The organism is Pedobacter sp. HDW13 (genome assembly GCF_011303555.1).
Classification (GTDB): domain Bacteria; phylum Bacteroidota; class Bacteroidia; order Sphingobacteriales; family Sphingobacteriaceae; genus Pedobacter.
Window position 1 is genome coordinate 848,173 of record NZ_CP049868.1, and the last position, 18,193, is coordinate 866,365.

Annotated in this window: 18 protein-coding genes; 15 read left to right on the forward strand and 3 right to left on the reverse strand. The window is 39.0% G+C overall.

The annotated features are described in order from the left end of the window. The first annotated feature begins 111 nt into the window (after positions 1-111). Positions 112-588 carry an RNA polymerase sigma factor gene (locus G7074_RS03465; RefSeq protein ID WP_124562163.1) on the forward strand — a complete coding sequence of 159 codons (477 nt, stop codon included), beginning with the start codon at positions 112-114 and terminating at the stop codon, positions 586-588. A gap of 1 nt (position 589) precedes the next feature. Then, positions 590-1,189: a hypothetical protein gene (locus G7074_RS03470; protein WP_166207011.1), complete on the forward strand. Its 600-nt coding sequence runs from the start codon at positions 590-592 to the stop codon at positions 1,187-1,189. On the opposite strand, the gene G7074_RS03475 is transcribed toward G7074_RS03470, so the two are convergent. Beyond that, positions 1,178-2,104, reverse strand: a complete 927-nt coding sequence (locus G7074_RS03475; protein ID WP_124562165.1) for an AraC family transcriptional regulator — start codon at positions 2,102-2,104, stop codon at positions 1,178-1,180. The genes G7074_RS03470 and G7074_RS03475 overlap by 12 nt on opposite strands. A gap of 235 nt (positions 2,105-2,339) precedes the next feature. Between G7074_RS03475 and G7074_RS03480 the strand changes: the two genes are divergently transcribed. The 3 genes from G7074_RS03480 to G7074_RS03490 all read left to right on the forward strand — a co-directional run bounded on the left by G7074_RS03480 (position 2,340) and on the right by G7074_RS03490 (position 4,733). Further along, complete coding sequence (locus G7074_RS03480) at positions 2,340-3,752, forward strand: aldehyde dehydrogenase family protein (protein WP_304622166.1); 1,413 nt, start codon at positions 2,340-2,342, stop codon at positions 3,750-3,752. Between the two features lie 193 nt (positions 3,753-3,945). Further along, positions 3,946-4,320: a DUF779 domain-containing protein gene (locus G7074_RS03485; RefSeq protein WP_124562167.1), complete on the forward strand. Its 375-nt coding sequence runs from the start codon at positions 3,946-3,948 to the stop codon at positions 4,318-4,320. Between the two features lie 212 nt (positions 4,321-4,532). Further along, positions 4,533-4,733: a hypothetical protein gene (locus G7074_RS03490; RefSeq protein ID WP_124562168.1), complete on the forward strand. Its 201-nt coding sequence runs from the start codon at positions 4,533-4,535 to the stop codon at positions 4,731-4,733. A gap of 3 nt (positions 4,734-4,736) precedes the next feature. Here G7074_RS03490 and G7074_RS03495 read toward each other — a convergent pair whose 3' ends face one another. Next, positions 4,737-5,138, reverse strand: a complete 402-nt coding sequence (locus tag G7074_RS03495; RefSeq protein WP_166207014.1) for a thiol-disulfide oxidoreductase DCC family protein — start codon at positions 5,136-5,138, stop codon at positions 4,737-4,739. A gap of 123 nt (positions 5,139-5,261) precedes the next feature. Between G7074_RS03495 and G7074_RS03500 the strand changes: the two genes are divergently transcribed. The 6 genes from G7074_RS03500 (at position 5,262) to G7074_RS03525 (ending at position 14,193) form a co-directional block, all read left to right on the forward strand. Further along, entirely contained in the window at positions 5,262-6,083 is an 822-nt protein-coding gene (locus G7074_RS03500) for an aminotransferase class IV (protein ID WP_124562170.1), read from the forward strand. Between the two features lie 122 nt (positions 6,084-6,205). Continuing rightward, positions 6,206-6,751, forward strand: a complete 546-nt coding sequence (pyrR, locus tag G7074_RS03505; RefSeq protein WP_124562171.1) for a bifunctional pyr operon transcriptional regulator/uracil phosphoribosyltransferase PyrR — start codon at positions 6,206-6,208, stop codon at positions 6,749-6,751. Positions 6,752-6,758: 7 nt separating this feature from the next. Beyond that, positions 6,759-7,688, forward strand: coding sequence for an aspartate carbamoyltransferase catalytic subunit (locus G7074_RS03510; protein ID WP_166207017.1), 930 nt, complete (start codon positions 6,759-6,761; stop codon positions 7,686-7,688). Positions 7,689-7,978: 290 nt separating this feature from the next. Then, positions 7,979-11,002 carry a tetratricopeptide repeat protein gene (locus G7074_RS03515; RefSeq protein WP_124562172.1) on the forward strand — a complete coding sequence of 1,008 codons (3,024 nt, stop codon included), beginning with the start codon at positions 7,979-7,981 and terminating at the stop codon, positions 11,000-11,002. Positions 11,003-11,006: 4 nt separating this feature from the next. Continuing rightward, positions 11,007-12,704, forward strand: a complete 1,698-nt coding sequence (locus G7074_RS03520; RefSeq protein WP_166207020.1) for a TonB-dependent receptor — start codon at positions 11,007-11,009, stop codon at positions 12,702-12,704. A gap of 226 nt (positions 12,705-12,930) precedes the next feature. Continuing rightward, on the forward strand, positions 12,931-14,193 hold the full coding sequence (locus G7074_RS03525; protein WP_124562174.1) for an erythromycin esterase family protein: 1,263 nt from the start codon (positions 12,931-12,933) through the stop codon (positions 14,191-14,193). Here G7074_RS03525 and G7074_RS03530 read toward each other — a convergent pair. Beyond that, positions 14,179-14,358: a hypothetical protein gene (locus tag G7074_RS03530; protein WP_124562175.1), complete on the reverse strand. Its 180-nt coding sequence runs from the start codon at positions 14,356-14,358 to the stop codon at positions 14,179-14,181. The genes G7074_RS03525 and G7074_RS03530 overlap by 15 nt on opposite strands. A 213-nt stretch (positions 14,359-14,571) precedes the next feature. Here G7074_RS03530 and G7074_RS03535 point away from each other — a divergent pair, with 213 nt between their 5' ends. Genes G7074_RS03535 through G7074_RS03550 form a run of 4 tightly spaced genes read left to right on the forward strand, consistent with a single transcriptional unit; the run spans position 14,572 to position 18,081 of the window. Beyond that, positions 14,572-16,161: an SPOR domain-containing protein gene (locus tag G7074_RS03535; RefSeq protein WP_166207022.1), complete on the forward strand. Its 1,590-nt coding sequence runs from the start codon at positions 14,572-14,574 to the stop codon at positions 16,159-16,161. After that, positions 16,161-16,865: a MotA/TolQ/ExbB proton channel family protein gene (locus G7074_RS03540; RefSeq protein ID WP_124562177.1), complete on the forward strand. Its 705-nt coding sequence runs from the start codon at positions 16,161-16,163 to the stop codon at positions 16,863-16,865. Before G7074_RS03535 ends, G7074_RS03540 begins: the two co-directional genes overlap by 1 nt. Beyond that, complete coding sequence (locus tag G7074_RS03545) at positions 16,865-17,266, forward strand: biopolymer transporter ExbD (protein ID WP_039482209.1); 402 nt, start codon at positions 16,865-16,867, stop codon at positions 17,264-17,266. Before G7074_RS03540 ends, G7074_RS03545 begins: the two co-directional genes overlap by 1 nt. Continuing rightward, positions 17,266-18,081, forward strand: coding sequence for an energy transducer TonB (locus G7074_RS03550; RefSeq protein WP_124562178.1), 816 nt, complete (start codon positions 17,266-17,268; stop codon positions 18,079-18,081). Before G7074_RS03545 ends, G7074_RS03550 begins: the two co-directional genes overlap by 1 nt. The last annotated feature ends 112 nt before the right edge of the window (positions 18,082-18,193 follow it).

Genomic DNA, 18,193 nt, shown 5'->3' on the forward strand with positions numbered 1-18,193 from the left:
TTAAAATATCCGTTATTGCTTGTGGCGGCAATATCTTTGGTTATCGGAATCTACCAATATCAGAAAACATTTAAATCGACGGCTAAACCAGCAGACCAAGCTAAATAAGGTATGATAGCAAAATCTTATCTCGATAAACTTGAAGCGCATAAAGGCATTATCTATAAAATGGTAAACCTATATGCCGATGATGAGGAAGACCGTAAAGATTTGTACCAGGAAATTGTTTTCCAAAGCTGGCAGGCCTACTCCCGGTTTAAAGGCAATGCCCAATTTTCGACCTGGCTATATAAGCTAAGCTTAAATGTATCGCTCTCTTTTTTAAGCAAACAGCAAAAACAAACACAGCTTAAATCAAGCGAAACATTCAATCATTATTTTGAACCACCCGAACTATCTGAACGAGCCGATTGGTTATACCGTTGCATTAAACAATTAACCGAGATTGACCGTAGTATCGTAATGCTCCACCTCGATGGTTTCGATAATACCGAAATAAGTGAAATGATGGGTATCTCCAGAAACCATACCAACGTGAAATTACACCGCATTAAACAACAATTAACCACACTCTTAGCAGGTAAATAATATGAATTTAGAACAAGAATGGCAAAACCTGAGTGTAGAATTTAACTCAAAAGCCAACCAGATAGAAACCTCAAAGCTCACCATCGATGAAAAAGCGCATAGCCTTTTACAGGAACTGATTTTTAAACTGAGGTGGAAATTGAGGTGGATCAGAATCATTGACCTCCCGCTTTTAGCACTGGCCATATTTGTTAGCGGAGATTTAAAAATATTGTTACTGCTCATCGTGGTTACCTATGAGATTTGCAGATTCCTCGGTCTGCGCGATTTCAACAAAATTAAAACGGCCGTAGATTACAATGCCAATGCCAGGCAGGTACTTACCGATAATTTTAATGCCATAAGAAAGATTTTACGGGGTGAAACCATTTTCGGGTATATCTTTTTGCCATTGGCTGGCCCCATCGGCTTGCTGGCATACCGCTTATATGTACACCATACCTTTGAACAAGTAATTCACCTACCTAATTTTTTTATCCAAATGGCCTTGCTGGCACTGGTTGGTATTCCTTTTATCTGGCTTACCAAGCGAATGAACAACAGTATTTTTGCCAAACCCTTAAAACAGCTGAGCGATAAGCTAAATGATTTAATGGATTAACTGATTGGCCACCTGTAATTGATAAGCACCTGGAGTAATGCCCACAATCTTTTTAAACGTGCGGATAAAATAATTAGCATCGCTAAAGCCCAGTTCGTAGCTAATGGAGGCTACTTTACCTCCCGGCTGCGATAAAAGGATTTTGGCTTTATTAATTTTTTCAGTCAGAATAAAATCGTTCGGGCTTATGCCCAACTCACGTTTAAACAGGCGGTAAAAGGTAGCTTTGCTCATGCAGGCCTTATCGCTTAAACTGTTAATGTTAATCTTTTCGTTTAAATTAGCCTTAATGTAGTTCAGCACAAAAGCCAGTGGATTATGGTTAGGGTTATGGGCATCGCTACTTAAAATATTCAGGTTCTGGGTCTGCATAATCCTCACCAACAGCTCTTTTAGGGTTAAATCGGCCAGAATATCTTTTTCCTTTGAACGTTCGGAGCAAATGCGAATCACTTTGTTAATCAGGTAAGCAATTTCCTCATTGTTGTAGAAATGATATTGATCGTAATTTAACAACCACTTTTCGTTACTCCCTTCTTTCGGAAAAAACTCGTTTAAATAAGCAATGGTTTTCTTAATCTGATCCTGATCTATAGCCAATGCAATACACTGGGTAGGGTTTACACTGGTGGCTTCAGGAAAATCGATTTTCATGGTTACTGCTGGCGGAACGATAACCGTTTGGCCCGGAAAGTAGTCAAATCCTTTTTTATCGAACAAGTGCATTACCTTTTTGCCCCTAAGCATACTGGTAATCACAAAATCGTTAAAAGTAAGGGGAACTCTGTACGATTCGGTATAGGTTTCAAAAACATTTAGCTCGCAACGCTCTAGGGTATAAGAAGTACGATTCTCCACCAACGTTTGCAAACTTTCCGTTTTACTTAAACTTACCTGATCCAATACATGTGCCATAACAATAAAGATTTGGTTAGTGAGCATTACTCTACTCAAATATAAAGGTATTTCGGCAAGCTTTGCCACACTGCAACAATAATGCTATTGGTTGAGGCAATTATACTATCATCGCCACACAATTGCCAGTAGGTTTGTATTAACCAAATCTTAAAACCGCAAAGAAAACAGAAAGGGTATTTTTTTTCAAAAACACCAAAAGTTGTTTTCGAACCACAAAAATTCAATAATAATTATGGAAAACTTAATTGAAAAACCGGTATTCAAATCCCACTACGATAATTACATCGGCGGAAAATTTGTAGCGCCGGTAAAAGGTGCATATTTCGACAATGTCTCTCCTATTGATGGAAAAGTATTTACCAAAGCCGCACATTCTACCAAAGAAGATTTAGCCCTTGCTGTTGATGCTGCACATGAAGCATTTAAAACCTGGAGCAAAACCTCTTCAACCGAAAGGAGCATTATACTCAATAAAATTGCCCAGCGGATGGAAGATAATCTTGAATACCTGGCAACAGTTGAAACGATTGATAACGGTAAAGCCGTGCGCGAAACCCTGGCTGCTGATTTACCCCTGGGTATCGATCATTTCAGGTATTTTGCCGGTGTAATCCGCGCAGAAGAAGGTTCACTTTCCGAGTTAGATCATAATACTGTATCCTTAATTGTGCACGAGCCCATTGGTGTGGTAGCACAAATTATCCCATGGAATTTCCCGCTGTTAATGGGAATCTGGAAACTCGCTCCTGCCCTTGCTGCCGGTAATTGCGTGGTTTTAAAACCTGCCGAAAGTACACCGGTATCGATTATGATATTAATGGAGCTGATAGGCGATTTACTGCCTCCAGGGGTAGTTAATGTAGTAAACGGTTTTGGTGCAGAACTTGGCCGTGCGCTGGTTACCAATCCAAAAGTATCCAAAGCTGCCTTTACAGGCTCTACCCCAACCGGACGCCTGGTAATGCAGTATGCAACTGAAAATATCATCCCGGTTACCTTAGAATTGGGTGGTAAATCGCCCAATATCTTCTTCAGTTCGGTAATGGCCGAAGATGATGCCTTTTTAGATAAAGCTATTGAAGGTGCGGTAATGTTCGCTTTAAATCAGGGCGAAATCTGTACCTGCCCTTCCCGTTTGCTGGTACAGGAAGATATTTATGAAAAATTTATCGCCAAAGTAATTGAGCGTACAAAGGCCATTAAAATTGGTAGTCCATTAGATCGTACTGTAATGATGGGCGCACAGGCTTCGAAAATACAATACGAAAAGATTGCAGCATACATTAAACTAGGTAAGGAAGAAGGTGCTGAGGTATTAACCGGAGGTGAAGTAAATGAGTTAAGCGGCGACTTAGGTGGTGGTTACTACATTAAACCCACCATTTTTAAGGGCCACAACAAAATGCGGATTTTCCAGGAAGAAATTTTTGGGCCGGTGCTGGCTGTTACAACTTTTAAAACTGTTGAGGAAGCCATTGAGCTCGCAAACGATACCTTATATGGTCTCGGCGCCGGCGTTTGGACCCGCGATGCGCACGAACTTTATCAGGTACCGAGAGCCATTCAGGCAGGCCGTGTTTGGGTAAACCAATATCATGCCTACCCTGCAGGCGCGCCTTTCGGGGCTACAAGCAATCGGGTGTAGGTCGCGAAAACCACAAAATGATGCTAGGCCATTACCGCCAGAGTAAAAACATGCTTATTTCTTACGATAAAAATAAACTAGGTTTCTTTTAGCGAAAACATTAAATCTCACCGTTGGTTAATTTGATTGCGGCAGGTTTATAACTGGATCTGCCGTAATTTTTACTCTAGAGAATTTTACCCCAAAAGCTATCATGATCAATCGGATTGAAAGTACAACAAAAGCAAAGGAACTAATTGCAATACTTAAAGAAAAATATGGTGAACTGATGTTTTACCAGGCGGGTGGTTGTTGTGAAGGTACACAGCCACAATGTTTCGAAAAAGGGGGGTATTATTTGCGGATGAATGATGTTTGTCTTGGAGAAGTAGAGGCTTGCGAATTTTGGGTAGACCGCGACCTTTTCGAATACTGGCAGTTTTCGCACTTTACACTCGATGTGCTCGACGGTTTTGGTGTGGGTGGCTTTTCATTAGAAACCCCACTTCAAAAAACATTTAAAATACATTACCGCTTATTTACCGAAGCGGAATTAAAAAATTTAGCTCCAGTAAAAACGGCAGAGTAATTTTTGGTTTATTTGGTTTAAATAGAGTCAGTTTGGAGCTTTCCGGCTGACTTTTTTGTTTTGTGTTATGTCATCCTGAATTTATTTCAGGGTCTTTTAATTCGATAAATATTGATCTCGATCTTAAATCTTGACCGCATGTGGTACACGACTCTGGAGAATTCATGCATAATTTTAAAAATAAATGCAATATTTGCATTCAAATTCAAACCATGAGGAAAGTATTTGCTGTAATCTGCACCCTTATTACACTTTTTGCCATTAAAGAAGCGGTATATGTATTTACATCTACTGAGCCAGACATGATTAAACAAAAAGCAATCATGATTGTAATTGCATTAAGCATCTGCATTCCTTTAATTATTCTCTCGTTGTGGCTTTGGTCGCCACGCAAAAAGAATAGTGGCCAGTAGCAACTACGAATAAAATTTACTTTTTAAGTCGGGCGTTGGTACCCAACAGCTTTCTTCTTTGCCCCACCACTTGTATCGGTTTTGGGCTACGATATTATAAAACCAGTCTCGTACAAACTTAGGGATGATAATAAAACCATAAAGCAATGGCCAGGCCCCATTTAATTTTTTGGCAATTCTTAATGCTGCAGAAGATTTGGTATACAATTTCCCTTCTTCTAAAAGTAACACAGTATTGAGTTGAGTTAGATCGACATTAAATTTTGGAAGTACTTCTTTGGCCAATTCGCCCTGAATAGCTGTAAAACAAAACTGATCATTTTTATCGTGCGCAATAACAAACTGAACCGATGCATTGCAAAGGTTACACACACCATCAAAAAAGATTATGGGTTTGTTAAACATGGTTAAAATTAACAATTAACGTCGGTATAAAAATCAGGCTTTTGTATTATTAACGTGTATTTCTGCCGAAAGTTTAGTAATTAAAGTTTAATTTTAAATATCTTATTCAATATAAGCAGTGCGATGTATATTTCTATAAACAACAAATTGTATCCGGCAGAAGAGGCCAGTATTTCAGTCTCCGACTTATCTGTACAAAGGGGTTTTGGTATTTTCGATTTCCTTAAAACGATAAATCATAAGCCAATTTTTATCGACAATTATTTCGACCGCTTTTACCATTCGGCAGAGGAAATGAATATGGAAGTGGGTTTTGACCGCTCGAAACTGCGCGAAAGCATAAACCAGCTAATGGAGAAAAACAATATCCCCAACTCCGGTATCAAAATAATTTTAACCGGTGGTTTTGCTGACGATGGCTATACCATGAGCAAACCCAACCTGGTTATTACGCAAACACCATTAGAGGTTAATCCTGATCCTTTTAAAAACCCCTTGAAACTGCTTACCTACAACCACCAGCGCCAGTTGCCCATGGTTAAAACAATCGATTATCTGCAGGCCATCAGGCTGCAATCTTTTGTTAAAAACAGTGGTGCAGAAGATTTATTGTACCACAATAACGGCCTCATCAGGGAGTGCCCCAGGGCAAATTTCTTTATTGTAACCGACCACCATATCGTTACGCCTAAAACTGAAATTTTAAAAGGAATTACGCGGAGCAAAATTTTAAGTCTCGAAATTGAAGGCTACAAAATAGTTGAACGAGATTTTCAGCTCGAAGAATTGTACACTGCAAAAGAGGCCTTTATTAGCAGCTCGACCAAAAATGCCTGGCCCGTGGGTGTAATTGATGGCAAAGAAATTGGCAATGGCAATTTTGAAGTGGTAAAAGAGATAAACAGCAAGCTACTCGAACTGATTGACCAATATCAGCAACAGTGAGTATAAAATATTGCAATTGATAATAACTGAAACTTAATAATTTAGCAAACGAAAGCTAAAACAATCAGCATCCGGCTTTACAACCTTAAAACATTTTTATATATTTGCCCAATCCTTCTTCAATGCAAAAGAAAACACTTCTTGACGGACAAAAAATTCAGATTACAATTAAGAGGCTATGCCATCAGTTAATTGAAAACCACGACGATTTCTCGAATACCGTTTTAATTGGCATTCAGCCGAGGGGTATCTTTTTGGCCGACCGTATTCACCAGGAATTACAAACCATCCTTAAAAACAAGAAAATACTAAAGGGTAACCTTGATATTACTTTCTTCAGGGATGATTTTCGCCGTAAAGACGGACTGGTTACCGCAAGCAGCAATTCTATCGATTTTATTATCGAAGGCAAAAAAGTAATCTTAATTGATGACGTACTTTGGACCGGCAGAACCATCAGGGCAGCACTTGATGCGCTGTTAGCTTATGGCCGCCCAGAAAAAGTAGAACTTTTGGTTTTAATCGACCGCAGGTTCAGCAGGCATTTACCAATCGAGCCCGATTATATTGGCCATCAGGTAGACAGCCTCAATTCGCAACAGGTAAAAGTAACCTGGACAAGCGAAGGAAGTGAAGACAAAGTAGTTTTATTATCGGAAAAACAATAAATAAAAAATGGCAGCAGAAAAATTATCAACCCGACATCTTTTAGGCATTAAAGATATTAACCGGAATGATATCGAATTGATTTTCGAAACTGCAGATAATTTTAAGGAAGTGATAAACAGGCCCATTAAAAAGGTCCCTTCACTTCGTGATATTACTATTGCCAACATTTTTTTCGAAAACTCTACCCGAACCAAGCTTTCTTTCGAGCTTGCAGAAAAAAGACTTTCGGCCGATGTAGTTAATTTTGCTGCTTCATCTTCGTCGGTAAGCAAAGGCGAAACCCTGATTGATACGGTAAACAACATTCTATCTATGAAGGTAGATATGGTGGTAATGCGTCATCCTTACGCAGGTGCCGGTCAGTTTTTAAGCAAACACGTTAAAGCCCAGATTGTAAATGCAGGTGATGGTGCACACGAGCACCCTACACAAGCTTTGCTTGATGCTTTCTCTATCCGCCAGAAACTGGGTGATGTGGCAGGCAAAAAAGTAGTCATTGTGGGCGATATCCTGCACTCACGCGTAGCCATTTCCAACATCCTTTGCTTACAGCGTTTAGGCGCCGAGGTAATGGTATGCGGCCCTACCACGCTAATTCCTAAACACATTCGCCAGCTGGATGTAAAAGTAGAACATAACCTGATTAAAGCCCTAAACTGGTGCGATGTAGCCAACATGCTACGCATTCAGCTGGAGCGCCAGGATATTAAATATTTCCCTTCGCTAAGAGAGTATGCCATGATGTATGGCTTAAATAAACAGATCTTAGATAACCTCGATAAAGAAATTATCGTAATGCACCCAGGCCCGATTAACAGAGGTGTGGAGATTACCAGCGATGTAGCTGACAGTAAACAATCCATTATCCTGGAGCAGGTAGAAAACGGCGTTGCCATCCGGATGGCAGTATTGTATCTGCTGGCAAGCCAGGGTTAGGTTTGGCGGTTAGCGTCTGGAGTCTAGTCACTAGTCTGGAGTCGGTTTTCGTTACAATTAACCGATTTAACCAGTTAACCAATTAATGAGGTTAAACTGTTAAGCAATTTCGTTTACACGATAAACCTACCAATAAACCAATAGCAAACGGTTACTTTTCCACATTCGTCACCCACACGATACCAAACCTAAAAACCTATCGTTTATTGCTGTTATTAACAGATGTTAATTACTTCTGTTGATAAGCTTTGATACTATTTCTAATTTAGTACCAACCATATTTGAAACCAATGCAGAAAAAATACTTACTAATTCCGCTATTTGTAGCAGGAGGTTTTGGCGCCTACGCCCAGGTTAGCGCCGTACAAAACCTTAACAAAAACTATCAAACCGGCTTAGAATTATTAGACAAAGAAAAATATACGGCTGCCGCACAACAGTTTAAACTGGTTGAGCTACAACGTTATAAACCTTCTACCCAAACCGAGAGCAATGCCGAACTTTCGCTTTTAAAAGAGAATGCAAAATTCTATGCTGCAGTTTGTGCACTCGAATTAACCAATAGCGATGCTGAAAGTCTGTTTCAGGCGTTTATCCGCGATTATCCGCTAAACCCGAACACCAAACTGGCTTATTTTTATGTTGGAAAAACTTATTTCAACCAAAAAAACTATAAAAAAGCTTTAGAGTGGTTCGAAAAAACCGATCCTTCTACCCTTTCGGGCAAGCAAAGAAACGAATACCAGTTTAAGCAGGGTTATGCCTATTTCGAGCTTAAAGATTTCGAAAAAGCAGAGCCTTTATTCGAAAAAGTTAAAAAAGAAGAAGGTGCTTTTCAGGAAAGTGCCACCTACTATTTTGCTTACATCAATTATTTAAACAAAGAGTATAAAACTGCCCTTGCCAATTTCGAAAAGTTAAAAGGCTCGCCAACTTACGAAGCCAGCTATCCGTATTACATCACTTCGATGTATTATTTAGATGAGCGTTACGATGATGTAATTAGCTATGCTTTACCGGTTATGCAAAAAACCAAGCAACAGTTCGAACCAGAAATGCTGAGTTTGGTTGCTGCTTCTTACTTTGCAAAATCTGAATTTAAAAATGCAGAAAAGTACTTTGCTGAGTTTTATGCAAAAGATAAAAGCGAGACTAAAAACAATCTTTTCATTTACCAGTATGGCTACTCTTTGTTCCAAAACAAGAAATACAAAGAATCGGTAACAGTTTTAGAAAAGCTAAATACGGATGATATTTACCTGCAAAACGGTATGCATACCCTGGGTAAAGCTTTTATCCAGTTAAATGATAAACCAAAAGCCCAAAGTGCCTTTTTCAGGGCTTCGCGTTTAGATTTCGATAAGGCGATTCAGGAAGAAGCCTGGTTAAACTATGCCAAATTAAGCTACGAGCTGGAGTTTCACCAGCAAGCGCTTGAAGCAACACAGGGTTTCTTAAAAACTTTCCCTAAATCGCGCAAAATAAACGAAGCCAAAACTTTATTGGGTGAAGTATTGCTTACGACCAAAAACTACCAGGCGGCAGTTGATATTTTGGAATCGATTCCGGATAAAACTTTAGAAGCTAAAGAAGCTTACCAGAAAGTTACCTATTTCCGTGGATTGGAGTTTTACAACGAGAGGGCATTCCCTAATGCATTATCGATGTTCTTACGTTCGGAGAAATTTGCTGAGGACAATGAAATACATGCTTTAAGCACCTACTGGAAAGCCGAATCCATGTACGAGCTACGCAAATATGGCGAAGCTGTAAGTACTTTTGAGAAGTTTTTGAAAATGCCTGATGCCGACAAGACCGGAGTTTACAATTTTGCGAACTACGCGCTGGCTTATGCAGCTTTTGAAGATGAAAAGTACAGCAAAGCCGCCAACTATTTCGAGAAATTTTTAGCCGGTAACGATAAAGACCAGAAAACCATCGATGATGCCACCATCCGTTTAGCGGATTCTTATTTCGTAAATAAGAACTACGGCGATGCGATGGCTAATTATAACAAAATTATAAACAGGCACACCAGTGCTGAAGATTATGCCACTTTCCAGAAAGGGATGATCCAGGGATTGGAAAACCAGTACGATGCTAAAATTGGCACCATGCAGAGTTTGCTTTCTAAATTCCCGAATTCGAATTATGCCGATGATGCTGGTTTCGAAACGGCCTATACCTATTTCAACAAAGGCGACTTCGATAAATCGAAATCCGATCTGGTTGCCCTGGTAGCCAAATACCCGCGCAGCAGTTATGTACCGAAAGCTTTGGTAACAATTGGTTTGGTCCAGTATAACCAGGATCAGGACGATGCCGCTTTAGAATCATTTAAAAAAGTAATTACCGATTATCCAACTGCTGATGAAGCTAAACAGGCAATGGAATCGATCAAAAACATTTATGTAGATCGTGGCGATGCCAATGGTTTCATTACTTATGCCAACACTACCCCGCTGGGTAATTACTCGAGCAACGAGCAGGATAATATCGTTTTTGCTGCCGTTAATAACTTGTACTTAAAAGGCGATGCCAACGGTGCTTTCCAGGCAGTTAATGCTTATTTCGATAAATTCCCTAAAGCCAACCACGAGAAAGAAGCCAAATTTATCAGAGCCGAATCGCTGGTAAAATTAAAACGTCCGGATGAAGCTATTCCGGATTACGAGTTTATCTTAAACGACTGGACCAGCGATTACACGGAACGTTCATTGGTTAGCATTTCGCAGTTGTTCCTCGATCAGAAAAAGTACAACGAAGCCATTGTTTACTTAAAAAGACTAGAAACTACTACTGATTATAAATCGCACTATAGTTTTGCCATCAACAACCTGTTAAAGGCTTATACGGCCTTAAACATGCCAGATGACATGCTAAAATATGCGCAGCTGACTAAAGATTCGGAAAAAGCCTCTGAAGAAGAGAAAAACAGCTCGGGCTTATTCTCTGGTAAAGCTTATTTATTAAAAGGAGATACCACAACAGCCGTGAAAGAATTTAAAAATGTAGTGGCAAAAACCAAAACGATTGCTGCTGCTGAGGCAAAATACAATCTGGCTTTGGTAGAGTATAACAAAGGCGATTACAAAACCTCATCTAAAACCTGTTTCGATCTGATCAACAATATGGCCTCTTATGATTATTGGGTAGCTAAATCATTCATCCTGCTATCTGATAACTATGTGGCCCTGAAAGATAATTTACAGGCAAAAAGTACACTTCTCAGTATCATTGATAATTACGACGGTAAGGATGACATCATCCCTACAGCCAAAGAAAAACTGGAAAAACTAAACAAGAAGAAGTAGCAATATGAAATCGATTAAATATATATATAGTTCACTGTTTTTTTTAGCTGCTGGATTAATGACTGCACAGGCGCAGGATAAAAAGCCTGAAGAAAAAACTGCCGTAAACGAGGAGATTGAAGTGGTTCGCCCCTATAAGCCAATTTTGGCAGAGGCAGTAAAACTGAGAAGAAGTCCGAACCTGGATGATGTTAAAACCTACAAGGCCAAACTGAACTACAGCATTACCGATAGAAAACTGGAATTGAACAGTGATATCCAAAAGCTACAAGCCCAGGCCCTTGCCGAAGAAAAAGCAAGTATATTGGTAAATAATTATGTTAAAGGTGCCTTTGGTTCGCTGGCTACACTTTTGGGCGAAGCTTACTTTAATACAGGCAAAGACGAAGGCTTACAACTTGGTGGCTATTTCAGGCATTTTAGTCAGGAAGGAAAGCTGAATAAACAGAACAGCAGCAGTCAGCAACTGAGTGTTTTTGGCCGCAGCATATTAGATGAAAATACTTTTAGCGGCAAGCTTAATTTCGAGCGCAATGGCACCTATTTTTACGGTATTGATGATGCGCGCCCAACGTTAAACCCTAACCCTGAAAAGCAGGCGCTAACCTTTGTAGAGTTGGAAGGCGAAATGGTAAAAAACTTTACCGAAGACCAGGATGCCTTTAGCTATGCTTTAAAAGCTAATGGTTATATCTGGGGCGATAAGTTTAGCGCCAAAGAAAACTATTTTAGCCTGAATGGTTATTTAAACAAGCGTATCAGCTCGTTCAATTTAGGCTTGGCGGCTTCAACCGAATTTGGCAATACCAAAGATGCTTTAACCAGTGTGGGCAACAATTTATTGCGCTTAAACCCTTATATCCGTTTGCAGGTTAATGGTGCAAAAATTACAGCAGGTATTAATTTTGTGCAGGAATTTGGTGCTTTTAGCAGTTCGAAGATTTTCCCTGCCGTTACTGCCGATTTTACGCTGATTCCAGATTATCTGCAGGTTTTTGGTGAGGTAAAGGGCGATGTAAACAGAAACTCACTTAAAGGTTTAACCGATGAAAACCCATGGTTAAACAGCAATATCAATATTAGAAATACTGTCGAAAAATTAAGCTTTAGTGCAGGTATTAAAGGAACCGGCGGACCAGGTTTTGGTTACAAAGCCCGTATTTATGTAAAGCAGTTTGATGATATGCCACTGTTTGTAAACAACTATACCGACTTTAATAAGTTTGATGTGATTTACGATTTCGGTAAAACCAAACTTACCGGTTTAGAGGGCGAAATCTCGGTGCAGGTAAGCGACGCCCTGAAATGGACTGGAAAACTAAACATCGACGATTGGAAACCTGCTCAGGAAACTTATTCGTGGTTTAAACCAGGCTTAAAAGTAAGCTCTAACTTTGTTTATACTTACAACAAAAAATTAAGCTTTAACGCTGCTGTGGTTATTCAAGACGATGTAAAAGCGAAATTATATATTGCTAACCCGGTTAACCCGCAACAGTATGTGGTGCCGAATACTTCGATCGAATCAATTGAAACCATTAAAGGTTTTGTTGATCTGGGTATTGGAGCAGATTACAGGATTAACAATAAATTCTCTGTTTTTGCTAAAGCAAACAACATTTTGAATAAAAATTACAACAGATACCTGTTTTATCAGGTAAATGGGTTTAACATTTTTGGTGGATTGACTTATTCTTTTTAGGATAGGAAACTCCTGATGTCTGCCAAGGTAATGCCTAGCAAAACTTCAGAAATTTAACCATAACAAAAAATGCCTTCCGCAATCGGGAGGCATTTTTTGTTATGGCTGTTTAGTAAAAGCCAGATTGCAAAAGGTCTGTTATCGAAGAACAAAATAGTTGGAATGACAGATATCAGTGAGTTAAAAACATTATCTTTCAATTTTTTAACTGATCAAATAATAAACCATGTTAAACCGATTATTAGCCTGCGCACTTATCTCAATTGTTTTTTCGGCATGCGTACAAAAAGATATAAAACAATTTGTAGCAGATGAGCGGGTTGATATTAAAACCATATCACCGGATTCGACTAATTTTTCTGAATTGCAGGCCATTGGAAAAGCAATTGGAGATTCGAGGGTGGTGATGATGGGCGAACAGGATCATGGCGACTCACCAGCTTTTATGGCGAAAACAAGATTAGTCAAATATCTTCACGAAGAGAAAGGATTTAATGTTTTGGCATTTGAAAGTGACTTTTTTGCATTAAATGAAGGCTGGGATCGATTGGAAAAACAAAAGTCTAAAATTGATCCTTTCCTATCGGGCAATGTATTTAGTATGTGGAGCAAATGTAATTCTTGCGAGGATTTATTGTACAATTATGTGCCAAAAACTTTTAGAGATAAAAATCCACTAATCATATCTGGTTTCGATAATCAGATAACTGGCAGCTACAGCGATATAAATTTGAAAACATTTATCAACAATTATTTAAAAGGAAAAAAGATAAACTACACTAACACTGAAAAATATAAAGTAGATTTTCTTTCTTTTATCGATTCGATAACGTACAATAAAAACCTTCAAAAACAGCGAAAATTTAAGGAAGCACTACAACAAATCAGCCACGAACTTTCTGCAGCTGATCCTACGTCTTTTGAAACGATGCTACTTAAAAGTTTAATGGCATTAACTGAAAGTGAGATTTCTTTTTTAAGCAAAAAAAGTGATGATTCTGAAATTAGGGATAATCAAATGGCAGAGAATTTAAAATGGCTCTTAAAATACAAGTTTCCAAAAGAAAAAATAATTATTTGGGCACATAATGCGCATATTATTAAACACCCCGAACTAATCAAAAACTCAAAATGGCACAATAGTAAAGAGACGAAAATTATGGGCAATTTATTCACAGCCGATCCACAGCTTAACGAACAAACTTATATTCTGGGTTTTAACTCCAGGATTGGAAGCTCTGGCATAATTAACCACAAAAAGTATGCTGTAGAGCCACCAGCTAAGAACAGTTTCGAAACCTGGATTCCTGAAACGGTACCCTATACTTTTGTAAACTTTAAGCAGTTTCGTAAAGAAAATCCGGGCAATAAAAAACCTTTCCTTATGAAGGGCGTGTATCATTTTACTGAATCGGCATCATGGACGGATATTTACGATGGCATTTTTTATATCCGGGAGATGTATCCTTGTGCCTCAGTGGTTAAATAAATTATAGGTAAAATACTTTTTCACATCAGCATCCGCTATCCTGGCCACAGTATCTTTATAATACTGAGAGCTGTTCAGGACTCCGCTTAACGGGTAAATCACCCTTCTGAAAATTGTACCATTGGTTATATTACCTTTATAATTTACCGGAAAAGCTTTAGTCATTTGCTTGCAGGTATACCATTTCTCTATTTATCTACGTTATGTTTGGGTAGATACAGGTATGATTTTTGCGAAAAGATAATTTAAATCGTTATCATCCATAAAAAATCATATCTTTCTTGTATTCAATTTTTTAACCGAAAATTAAAAATATGGCCATTGCTACATTTGAAGGTAGAATTAACAAATTAAAATAAAAACGCTAATTTTACCCGAATGGATATCTTATCATACCTTTTAGAGCTCTTGCAGCAACGCAAAGAAGTTGGTATTACCGGCTTGGGAACTTTTTATAAAAAGAAATATCCCGGTAGATACGATAAGGAAAAACAAACGTTTTTACCTCCTGGCTACACCCTTCAGTTTGCTACGGATATTACCGAAGAAAAAGCGCTAACCGATTTTATTGCGGCGAAAAGAAATATCTCTGCCGAAAGTGCTCAATATTACATCGCTCAGTTTGTTGAAGAAGTTAACCAGAAACTGGAGCAGGATCATGAAATTGAGCTAGAAAATACCGGTCGTTTGTTTTTTACCGAACAGGGATTGGATTTCGAACCGATTAAAAACATGAACTACGGTTCGGAGTTTTACGGATTGCCCTCGCTTACCGATACTGTGGTTGAAGAAACACAGGCAGAGCCTGCCAAAGAAGATGAAGCTGTTTATGATGAAATTGCCGAAGCACCAGTTGCCCCTGCACCTTTTCAAAATAAATCGTATCAACAACCGGTAATAGAAAATGTTGAGTTAGACGAGGTAAAAGACGATCTTAAAAAAACCTTACAACATACCGAACAGGCAGTTAAAAAAAGCGTAGAAACTCCTGTGACTACTGTTTCTAACCCAACGTTAATTGAAACGCCCGAATCAGAAGAAGCAACTGCGATTGATGAGCATCACGAAGTTGAAGTTCCGGAGGCCATTATACATCAGCACGAAGAGCATCCTAATCGTTTTGGACATACACCAGAACCAGAAGAAGCCAGTAAAGCTGCCGAAGCACACGAAGTAGAAGTTCCGCCAGCAGTTGTACACCAGCATGAAGAGCATCCAAACCGTTTTGGGCATACACCAGAATCAGAACAGCCAAAAACCTATATTCCACTCGAAGAAGAGGTTAAACCAGCTGAACCTGTTATAGAAGCTCCTGCTTTTATTAAACATCAGCACGAAGAACATCCAAACCGTTTTGGTCACGATCCTATTGAGCACAACGAGCAGTCGCAAGGCATGTCTACCTGGTTAAAAGTGGTTATTGTAGTCTTGATTATCGTTATTGCAGCTGCCATTACCTATTTGGTTAAACCCGAATTATTTAACGGGCAATCTGAACCTGTAAAAACAAATCAGGTAATTATCGATTCGCCAAAAGTGGCAATCGATACCCTAAAAGATAAGCAGGATTCGATCGCCAAAACCGATAGTATTTTAAAAGCCAATCAGGTACAGCAAAAAAAATCTGATACGGTAAAAAAAATAACTCCAAAGGCAAGTCCGGTAGCGCCAAAAGCTGAAGTAGTACCTGCTAACCCAGAAACGGAATCAAAAAAAACAGGCCCTGCTACATTTGAAGTAATTGGAGCATCGTTTGGAAGCGTAGAAAAAGCAGAACAATACATTAAAACCTTAAAAAAGGTGGGTATTACCGCTAAAATTGCAAAAATGCCCGGCAAACGCCAAAACGTAAGCTTAGGTACTTTTACCAACGAGAAAGAAGCTTTGGCCCAAAAAGATTTATTGCAGAAGAAACTCAAAGGAAAGGGTTACTATGTACAACAAATATTTAACAACACACAACCATAATGATAACTTTATTAATTCAAGACACCACACAAGCATTACAAGACACAGCAAATGCCATTAACCAGGCCGTAACACAGCCTGCACCAGAACTACATTTTATTGATTTATTGTTTAAAGGCGGCTGGGTAATGATTCCCCTGGCATTTTTAGCCTTTCTAGCCCTGATTATATTTGTAGAACGTTACTTAACCATCAAAAAAGCAACTAAGGATGAGTCGAACCTAATGGGGCAGATCAGATCATATATCCAATCGGGTAATTTAGATGGCGCCATGTCGCTTTTAAGAAACAATAACTCTCCGCTTTCGCGCATGTTGCAAAAAGGTTTAAGACGCATTGGTCGCCCGATTAAGGAAATTGAAGGTGCTATTGAAAACGTTGGTAAATTAGAGGTTTCTAAGCTAGAAAAAAACATCAGCATATTGGGTATTGTTGCAGGTATTGCGCCAATGCTTGGTTTCGTAGGTACGATTGTGGGGGTAATTACCATCTTCCACCAGGTATCAATTAAAGGCGCTATCGAAATCGGAACCATTTCGGGCGGTCTATATACTAAAATGATTACCTCAGCAACCGGGTTAATTATCGGTATCATTGCCTATGTGCTTTACCATATCTTAAACATTATGGTCGAGAAAATCATCCTTAAGATGGAAACTGACGCAATTGACTTTATTGATTTATTAGAAGAACCAGGCAAATAATGAATTTACGCAAAAGAACAAAAGGAGGTGTAGAAGTACATACATCGGCACTGAACGACATTATGTTCTTCCTGATGCTGTTTTTCCTGTTGGCATCTGCTGTGGTAAATCCCCAGGTAGTTAAATTGTTATTGCCCCAATCATCAAGCGGACAACAATCTACAGCCAAAAAAGCAGTTACCGTAACTATAGACGAAAAGTTAAATTATTTCGTTGATAAGAAACCGACACCAGAAGATCAGTTACAACCGGTTATTGAAGGCTTCCAAAAACTGGCACCAGATTTAACCATCATTTTGTACGTAGCTAAAAATGTACCTGCCGAAAATATTATGGTAGCCTATGATGTTGCCAATAAACTGAAATTAAAACTTGTTTTAGCTGTTGAGCCTAAAAAATAATGAATACTGCAGAAGAAAATAATTACCCAAAAGCAGTTGCCATTTCTACCGGGATAATGGCTTTTCTGCTTGCGATCAGCTTTTTCATTGTAATCGGCTCATTCCAACCGCCAGAAGATATTGGCATGGGTGGCATGGTAGTAAATTACGGCACAGCGGCTGAAGGTATGGGCGATGATTATACCAGTATTGAAGAGCCATCTGCCGACCCGAATGCTAATGCTAAAGTACCAGACAAGGTTACCCCAGAAGAAAAAGTTACCCCTAATAAATCAACAGAATCAACTGATAAAGAAATACAAACCCAGAATACAGAGGATGCCTTAGCGGTAAATACTAAACCCACCAAGGTTAAAACCACTACCCCAACGGCACAAACTGAAGAAAAGCCGGCCAAGCCTACCATTAACCAGGCAGCCTTATATAAAGGTAAAAAAAGTACAGGCCAGGGTCAGGGCGATGGAACTGGAAGTACACCAGGTAATCAGGGTTCTGTAAATGGCGATCCGTTAGCAAATAATTATGGCGAAGGTGGTTCCGGTTTTGGTAACAAGCCCATTGCACTTAGACATTTTTCTAACCTGGTAGTTCCGCAAGATGATGGACAAAAAACGGGGAGGGTAGCTATTCGCATTTATTTTAATAAAAACGGAGATATTATTCGTGCCAATCAAGAACTAAAAGGCTCTACCATTACCGATACTGAACTGGTAAACAAATGTATTAAAGCAGTTCTAGAATCTTCATTAAGTAAAACTGAAGTTGGTGGAGATAATCAAACAGGAGTTGTAGTTTTTAACTTTAAAGTGAAATAATAATTTCAATCAATAACTCAAAAGCACAGGTACATTTACCTGTGCTTTTTTGTTATAGGCCCAATCGATTGTTTACGGCACCACTCTAAAGATTTCAGATCTTCAAAATGAA